Raw genomic sequence first — 7,273 nt, 5'->3', positions numbered from 1 at the left:
GCACCGCGCCCAGCCCGGCGCGCCAGCCGCCGCGGACGGTGCGCGCCCACCGCCCGCCGCCGATGACCCAGGCGCCGAGCGCGACCAGCAGGCCGAGGGCGACCACCACCCGGACGGCCGAACGCAGGTACCGCACCAGGGTGTCGTACACGGCCTGGGCGGCCCCCTGGTCGACGTCGGCCGGGAGCCGGTCCAGGTAGACGGCCCGGAACACGCTCAGCCCGATGCCCAGCAGCAGCGCCCCGCCCGCCATGCCGAGGGCCGCCGCCACCACCGCCCGGCGGCGCCGCGTCGCGAGCAGCACCCCGCCGAGCGCGCAGGCGCCGGCCAGCACCGGCACCCAGAAACCGGCCAGGTCCAGCACCCGCAGGGCGGTGCGGACCTTGGGGAGGGCGTCGGACTGCACCAGCGGGTAGGAGGTGTGGATCTCCGGGATCCGTGAGGCCAGCGGGAGCCCCCGGTCCACCAGTGCGGACTTCACCCGGGCGATCACCGGGGCGAGGTCGAGCACCACCGTGTCGTTGTGGACCTCGACGGCGCCGCCGCCCTGCCCGGTCACCATCTTCTCGACGGCGGCGTGCGCCTCCCGGTTGACGTCCGTCCAGAGGGTGGTGAAGGCGTCGCTGTCCACGAGCCGTTCGACCTCGGTGTGGACGAAGCCGCCGAGTCCGCTGTCCAGGGCCTGGCCGATGCTGCCCAGCAGGGCGTCGAGCTTGGGCCTGTCGGCCGGGGCGACGCCGTCGAGCAGCGATTCGAGCGGGAGCTTCTTCATGATTTCGGCCGTCACCCGGTCGGCGACGGCAGCCTTGACCCGGGGGTCCTCGGCCAGCGGGGCCATGGTCGCGAGATAGCGGTCGGTGTCGCTGATCTCGGACCTCGCCCAGAGCGCGAGGGCACCGAGCGGGGTGAGCACGCAGGCCAGCACGATCAGCAGGGCGGAGAAGAAGGCGCGCACCCGGTGGCGGGGCGGGTGCCGTGCCGGCCCGGCCGCCAACTGGTCGGCGAGCCGTGCCTCCTGGGCCTCGACCGCGCTCAGCCGGGCCCGTAGCTCGGCCAGTTCGTCGCCGGGCTGGTCGGTCGGCATGCCGGGACTCCGTTCCTCCGATGGGTGCATACCAGGAGACAACGGATCAGATCGGACGGCCAGTCGACGGTCGTGCGGCCGGAGCGTCCCCCCCCACCGGCCCGGAACGGCGGAAAGCCCCTGGTGGCTCACCAGGGGCTTTCCGGAGAAGAGGGGGACTCAGGCGGTCGTCTCGGGCCGCTTGGTCTCGGCGGCCTTGGTCACGTTGGTCGGCGTGACGGCCGGGCGGTCGGCGCTCTGCTGGGGAGCGGCGGCGCTCTGCTGGGGAGCGGCGGTGCTCTGCGCGGTGCCGGCGGCGGCGTCCGCCGGGGTGTCGTCCTCGCGCATGGCCTTCGTCTCGGCCTTCAGGATGCGCATGGACTTGCCCAGACCGCGGGCCATCTCGGGCAGCTTCTTCGATCCGAACAGCAGGATGACGACCGCCAGCACCACGAGAATGTGCCAGGGCTCAAGACCGTTCCGCAGCATCCCTGGCCACCGGTCCCTTCTTGTCTAGAGTCGTGGCGGGCGCTAGCGCCCGTGCTGGCCAGTATGCCTGGCCCTGACGGAGAACGGATACACCAGCCGGGAAACGCTGGCCAAAAACCAGGTGCCGTTCGAGCGGATCGCGAGCGCCGTGGCGCCCATCCGGACGATTGCGGGTGCCGAAGCTCACACCCGCCGCCGCGGTGCGATCAGTGGACGAACGGCACCAGACGCTTCGACACCCGACGGTACTCCGCGTACTCGCTGCCGAAGGCGTCCAGCAGCATCCGCTCCTCGGCGGAGATCCGCCGGCCGTACGCGGCCAGTAGCAGCGCCGCGACCACCAGGGCGGCCGCCCAGCCGCCGGTGCCGGCCGCGTAGCCGATCCAGACCAGCAGGCTGCCGGCGTAACCGGGGTGCCGGATCAGCCGGTACGGGCCGGTGCGGACCAGGTGCTGAGCGTCCACGGTGCGCAGGGTGCGGGTGTAGTACCGGCCCAGGGTGCGCATGCCCCAGGCCCGCAGCGCCAGCCCGGCGGCCACCATGGCCACCCCGAACCAGCCTGCCCAGCCGGGAAGTTCACCGATCGCGGCGCGGTCGAACAGCACCACGACCAGGGCCGACACCACGTAGCAGCCGAGCAGCAGCCGGGTCGACCCGCGGTCGCGGCGGTCGGCGTGCCAGGTGCCGGCGGAGGCGTCCTCGCGCCGGCGCAGCAGCAGCTCGTAGGTGATCCAGCAGAGGACGCCGAGGAGGGAGAGGAGGGCGGGCAGGGGCATCAGGGGCTCCCGGAGGTCGGATCCGAGGTGTGTCTCCACGGTCCTCCCGGTGGGCCGTCGGCACACGCACCCGGGGGTGGACCACCGCGGTCCACCCCCGGGTGGAGGCTCGGCGCGGCGGCGCGCCGTGCCTCCGAAACGGCGGAGAGCCCCCGCCCGGGATGGGCGGGGGCTCTCGATGACTCGCGTGGATCGGGCCGGGTGGGTCAGGCGGCGACGGCCTCGGGCGTGGGCGCGGGGGCGGCGGCCGGGAGGTGGCGCATCAGGCGGTAGGCCAGGACCGCAGCGCCCAGGGCGAAGACCAGGCCGACCACGGCGGCGACGTGCAGGCCGTCGGTGAAGGCGGTGCGGGCGGTCTCCAGCAGGTCGGCGCCGAGCCGGCCGGGCAGGTGGGCGGCGACGGTGACCGCGCCGCCGAGGGTGTCCTGGGCGGTCCGGGCGACCTCGCCGTCGACGCCGGCCGGGAGGGTGCCGTCCAGCCGGTGGCGGTAGACCGCGGCGCCGGCCGCGCCGAGCAGGGCGATGCCGAGCGAGCTGCCGAGCTCCACGGCGGTCTCGGAGGTGGCGGAGGCGGCGCCGGCCTGTTCGACCGGGGCGGCGGAGACGACCATCTCGGCGGTCATCGTCATGGTGCCGACGGTCCCGGCGGCCAGGACGCCCGCCGCGGTGAGGACGAGCGCCAGTGGGGAGTGCGGGCCGACCAGGGTCATCATCGCGAAGCCCACCGAGCCGACCAGGAAGCCGCCGCCCATCAGCACTGCCGGGCGGACCCTGCCGGCCAGCGCCGAGCTGACCCCGACCGCCGCGCCGACGCCCAGGCTCGGCACCAGCGACCAGAGCGAGGCGGTCAGCGGGCTCATGCCCTTGACCAGCTGGAGGTACTGCGAGGTGAAGAGGGCGAAGCCCATCATCGCGAACATCGCGACGGTGTTGACGCTGATCGCGCCGCTGAAGGTGCGGATCCGGAACAGGCTCAGGTCGAGCAGCGGGTTCGCGGCGGTGCGCTGGCGCCGGACGAACGCGCCGGCCAGCAGCAGTCCGGTGGGGACGGCGAGCCCGGGCAGCAGGCTCCAGCCCTCGACGGCGACCGTCTTGATGCCGTAGACCAGCGGCAGGATCGCGGCCAGGGAGAGCGCGGCGCCGAGCAGGTCGAAGCGTCCGGTGCGGCCGGTGGAGCGGTACTCGGGGAGCAGGACGGGCGCGGTCAGCAGCACCAGGGCCATCACCGGGACGGCGAGCAGGAAGGCCGAGCCCCACCAGAAGTGCTCCAGCAGCAGGCCGCCGGCGACCGGGCCGAGGGTGGCCCCGGCGGTCAGGATGCCTCCCCAGGCGCCGAGCGCGATCTGCCGCTGCTTGGGGTCGTGGAACATGTTGCGGATCAGCGCGAGGGTCGAGGGCATCACGGTGGCCCCGGCGGCGCCGAGCACCGCGCGGGCCGCGATCAGCTGGCCGGCGTCGTGCGACCAGGCGGCCAGCAGCGAGGCGCCCGCGAAGCCGGCGGCGCCGATCATCAGCAGCCGGCGGCGGCCGATCCGGTCGCCCAGCGCGCCCATCGTGATGAGCAGCCCGGCCAGCAGGAACGAGTACATGTCCATGATCCACAGCTGCTGGGTGCCGCTGGGCGCCAGCGTGGTGGAGATGTACGGGACGGCGAAGAAGAGCACGCCCATGTCCATGGTGAGGACGAGGGTCGGGAGCAGGAGGACGGCCAGGCCGATCCATGCGCGACGGCCTGCGCGGCCGGTGGTTGCGGTCATGGGGAAGACGGTACGGATGAGTGAGACGCTTGTCTAGTACATATGTGTAAATCGATCGTGCAAGACGATCGTGCAAGACATTCGTCCAGGGCTTCCGTAGGATCGGGGCATGGGAAACCGCGAAGACCTGATGGCCGGCGCCAAGCGCTGCCTGTACGAGAAGGGCTACGGGCGCACCACCGCCCGCGACGTCGCGACCGCCTCCGGCGTCAGCCTGGCCGCGATCGGCTACCACTTCGGCTCGAAGGAGGCGCTGCTCAACGCGGCGATGATCGAGGCGATCGGGGAGATGGGGGAGGCCCTGGGCGCGGTGGTGATCGCCGCCAACCAGGTGTCGGACGACCCCGGGGTGCGCTTCGCGGCCGTCTGGGACGGCCTGCGGGACGTCTTCGTCGAGCACCGCGGGCTCTGGGCGGCCCAGTTCGAGGCGCTCGCCCAGGCCGGACACGCCCCCGAACTGGCGGAGGCCTTCGCGGCGGCGCAGAAGGAGGGCCGGCTCGGGCTGGCCGCGGTCTTCCAGGGGCTGCCCGAGGTGCCGGACACCGAGGAGGAGGTCGTCCGCGGCGCCTTCTACCAGACCCTGCTGGCCGGCTACTGCGCCCAGTGGCTGGCCGCGCCCGAACTCGCTCCCAGCGGACGGGACTTCCTGCGCGGGTTGCGGTTGGTCGGCGACAGCGTGTTCAGCCCGGTGGAGGCCGAGTCCGCTAGGCGGTGACGGCCGTCAGCAGCACCACCGAGTCGACGTGCGCGAGCAGCCCGTGCCGCTCCTGCGGGACGGGCTCCAGCCGGCCGGCCGGCAGTTCCAGCCGCCGCCCGGCGATGGTCAGCGAGACCCGGCCGCGCAGGACCTGGACGCTGCCCGCGGTGGGCGGGTTGTGCTCGTCCAGCGCGGTGCCCGCGGTCAGCGCGATCACGGTCTGCCGCAGGATCCCGTCGTGCAGCACCAGGTGGGCGCTGCGCCCGTGCGGGCTCTCGGCCGCAAGGGCGGCGTGCTCCACGGCGAGCCGTTCGAGATCGGGCATCGCGCCGCCTCCTCACTCCGTGTGCCCAGGGTCGCGGACGTCCGGGCCTCCCGCACCCGGAGCGACCGGGGCCGAGCGGTCCGAGGTGCAGGCTCCGCCGGCTGCCCGCATCGTGGAGGCATGGCGACCAACGACAGAGTCATTTCCGGGTTCCGGGTCAACCGCCCGCTGCTGACCGGCGGCGTGGCGCTCACCGCGATCGGCACCGCGCTCAGTGCGGCCGGGACGGTGGTGGTGTGCGCGGCGCTGATCGCGGCCGGGCGCAGCTGGGTGCGCGGCCTGGACACCCCGCCGACCGCGCTCGCCCAGCGGGCCCTGCGGGAGGCGAAGGTGGCGTCCACGGCGGGCTGGGAGGCCTGGCGCGCCGAGCACAGCTCGCCCAACTGAGCCCACCCGCCCGGCCGGCAGCGGCGAGGCGAGCCGCCGGGGGGTGCGGCCCGCCGTGCCGTCGGACCGGGACGGGCCTACAGCCCCAGTGACTTGGCGATGATGCTGCGCATGACCTCGCTGGTGCCGCCGTAGATCCGGAACACCCGGTTGTCGGTGTAGAGCCGGGCGATCGGGTACTCCAGGATGTAGCCGTAACCGCCGTGCAGCTGGAGGCACTTGTCGATCACGGTGGAGGCCGACTCGGTGCAGAACAGCTTCACCGCGGCCGCGTCCGCGACGGTCAGCTCGCCGTTCTGGTACAGCTCCAGGGCCCGGTCCACCATCGACTGCTGCGCCACCACCTGGGCCTCGCAGTCGGCCAGGGTGAACTTGGTGTTCTGGAACTCGGCCACCGCCTTGCCGAACACCTTGCGGTCCTTGACGTACTGCACCGCGAACCGCACCGCCGCCGCGGCCGCCGCGTACGCGCCGACGGCGATCGCCAGCCGCTCCTGCACCAGGTTGTGGGTCAGGTAGGAGAAGGCCCTGCCCTCCTCGCCGAGCAGGTTCTCCACCGGCACCCGGACGTCGCTGAACGCCAGCTCGGCGGTGTCCGAGGTACGCAGGCCGATCTTCTGGAGCTTGCGGCCGACGGTGTAGCCCTCGGAGGAGGTGTCCACACAGAGGATGGACAGCCCGGCCCGGCGGTTCTCCGGGTCGTACGGGGCGGTGCGGCAGACCACCAGGACGAGGTCGGCCAGCACGCCGCCGGTGATGAAGGTCTTGGCGCCGTTCAGGACGTAGTGGGTGCCGTCCTCGGAGAGCCTCGCGGTGGTGGAGATGCCCGCGAGGTCGGAGCCGGCGCCGGGCTCGGTCATCGCGATCGCGGTCATGATGTCGCCGGAGACGAAGCCGGGGAGCCAGCGCCGCTTCTGCTCCTCGTTCGCGTACTCCAGCAGGTACGGCAGCACCAGGCCGGTGTGCACGCCGGAGGAGCCGAAGCTCACGCCCGCCCGGGCGGTCTCCTCGGCGATCACCGCCTGGTACTTGAAGCCGCTCTCGCCCGCGCCGCCGTACTCCTCCGGCACCTCGATGCCGTAGACGCCGAGTGCGCCGAGCTGCCGGTAGAAGTCGCGCGGCGGGTGGCCCTCGGCCTCCCAGCTCTCGTAGACCGGGACGACCTCGTTGGCGATGAAGTCCCGGATGGTCTCCCGGAAGGCCTCGTGGTCCTCGTTGAACACGGTGCGGCGCACGGCGGCGCTCCCTTCGACGGCACCGGCCGGGGCTGCCGGCCGGGGCGGAACGTGCCTGGTGATGGCCCCACAAGTTAATCCGGGGTAGCTTCGGCTGTCCAGAGTGGGCCGGCCGTGAGAGGGCCCTGGGGAGCACGGTCGACGGGGGTGCGAAGTGAATCCTTGCTAGCCTTCCGTCGATGCCGCGCCGGTACCGGAGCGGTACCCGGCCGAAGGGGAGGGGGGCTCGCGATGGTGGTCCGACGGCCGCCCGGGCGGCGCGCCCAGATCCTGGCCGTGGCCGCCGACCGCTTCCACCGCAGCGGCTACCACCAGGTCTCGATGACCGAGGTCGCCGCCGGCGTCGGCATCACCGCGCCCGCGCTCTACCGCCACTTCCGCGGCAAGCCCGAACTGCTCGACCGCGCTGTGCGGTTGGGCCTGGACGCGCTCGCCGAAGGACTGCGCCCGGCCCGCACCACCGCCGAGCTCGGCACCGCGCTGGCCGCCGTCGCGGTCGGCCACCGCCCGCTCGGCACCCTGGTGCAGCGCGACGCCCGGCTGC

The 7,273-nt window shown here is 73.4% G+C and carries 9 protein-coding genes; 3 read left to right on the top strand and 6 right to left on the bottom strand.

Annotation, left to right across the window (positions count from 1 at the left end):
• From KS423_RS33060 to KS423_RS33045, 4 genes are all read right to left on the bottom strand, one after another.
• The coding region (locus KS423_RS33060) for a hypothetical protein (protein WP_224283444.1) at positions 1-1,084 on the bottom strand (1,084 nt) is incomplete at its 3' end.
• Between the two features lie 159 nt (positions 1,085-1,243).
• A complete protein-coding gene (gene tatA / locus KS423_RS33055; RefSeq protein ID WP_224283443.1) occupies positions 1,244-1,552 on the bottom strand; it encodes a Sec-independent protein translocase subunit TatA in 309 nt (102 codons plus the stop codon).
• A gap of 206 nt (positions 1,553-1,758) precedes the next feature.
• On the bottom strand, positions 1,759-2,328 hold the full coding sequence (locus tag KS423_RS33050) for an isoprenylcysteine carboxylmethyltransferase family protein (protein ID WP_224283442.1): 570 nt from the start codon (positions 2,326-2,328) through the stop codon (positions 1,759-1,761).
• 206 nt (positions 2,329-2,534) lie between these two features.
• On the bottom strand, positions 2,535-4,085 hold the full coding sequence (locus tag KS423_RS33045) for an MFS transporter (RefSeq protein ID WP_224283441.1): 1,551 nt from the start codon (positions 4,083-4,085) through the stop codon (positions 2,535-2,537).
• A 109-nt stretch (positions 4,086-4,194) separates the two neighbouring features.
• Between KS423_RS33045 and KS423_RS33040 the strand changes: the two genes are divergently transcribed.
• Positions 4,195-4,800, top strand: coding sequence for a TetR/AcrR family transcriptional regulator (locus KS423_RS33040; RefSeq protein WP_224283440.1), 606 nt, complete (start codon positions 4,195-4,197; stop codon positions 4,798-4,800).
• On the opposite strand, the gene KS423_RS33035 is transcribed toward KS423_RS33040, so the two are convergent.
• Positions 4,790-5,107: a cupin gene (locus KS423_RS33035; protein WP_224283439.1), complete on the bottom strand. Its 318-nt coding sequence runs from the start codon at positions 5,105-5,107 to the stop codon at positions 4,790-4,792. The two genes, KS423_RS33040 and KS423_RS33035, sit on opposite strands and share 11 nt — an antisense overlap.
• 120 nt (positions 5,108-5,227) lie before the next feature.
• Between KS423_RS33035 and KS423_RS33030 the strand changes: the two genes are divergently transcribed.
• Positions 5,228-5,494 carry a hypothetical protein gene (locus tag KS423_RS33030; protein ID WP_224283438.1) on the top strand — a complete coding sequence of 89 codons (267 nt, stop codon included), beginning with the start codon at positions 5,228-5,230 and terminating at the stop codon, positions 5,492-5,494.
• A gap of 77 nt (positions 5,495-5,571) precedes the next feature.
• Here the strand turns inward: KS423_RS33030 and KS423_RS33025 are convergent, their stop codons facing one another.
• Positions 5,572-6,729, bottom strand: a complete 1,158-nt coding sequence (locus KS423_RS33025; RefSeq protein WP_224283437.1) for an acyl-CoA dehydrogenase family protein — start codon at positions 6,727-6,729, stop codon at positions 5,572-5,574.
• Positions 6,730-6,960: 231 nt separating this feature from the next.
• Between KS423_RS33025 and KS423_RS33020 the strand changes: the two genes are divergently transcribed.
• A partial coding sequence (locus KS423_RS33020) for a TetR/AcrR family transcriptional regulator (protein WP_224283436.1) occupies positions 6,961-7,273 on the top strand: 313 nt, incomplete at its 3' end.

Source organism: Streptomyces sp. LS1784 (assembly GCF_020103755.1).
In the GTDB taxonomy this organism is placed as follows: Bacteria; Actinomycetota; Actinomycetes; order Streptomycetales; family Streptomycetaceae; genus Kitasatospora.
Note: the sequence above shows the minus strand (reverse complement) of the source record. Positions and strands in the feature narration are given on the sequence as shown.

Excerpts from the sequence above, each read along its gene's own strand:
- tatA (WP_224283443.1), bottom strand. The coding sequence starts at position 1,552 with ATGCTGCGGAACGGTCTTGAGCCCTGGCACATTCTCGTGGTGCTGGCG.
- KS423_RS33050 (WP_224283442.1), bottom strand. The coding sequence starts at position 2,328 with ATGCCCCTGCCCGCCCTCCTCTCCCTCCTCGGCGTCCTCTGCTGGATC.
- KS423_RS33045 (WP_224283441.1), bottom strand. The coding sequence starts at position 4,085 with ATGACCGCAACCACCGGCCGCGCAGGCCGTCGCGCATGGATCGGCCTG.
- KS423_RS33040 (WP_224283440.1), top strand. The coding sequence starts at position 4,195 with ATGGGAAACCGCGAAGACCTGATGGCCGGCGCCAAGCGCTGCCTGTAC.
- KS423_RS33035 (WP_224283439.1), bottom strand. The coding sequence starts at position 5,107 with ATGCCCGATCTCGAACGGCTCGCCGTGGAGCACGCCGCCCTTGCGGCC.
- KS423_RS33030 (WP_224283438.1), top strand. The coding sequence starts at position 5,228 with ATGGCGACCAACGACAGAGTCATTTCCGGGTTCCGGGTCAACCGCCCG.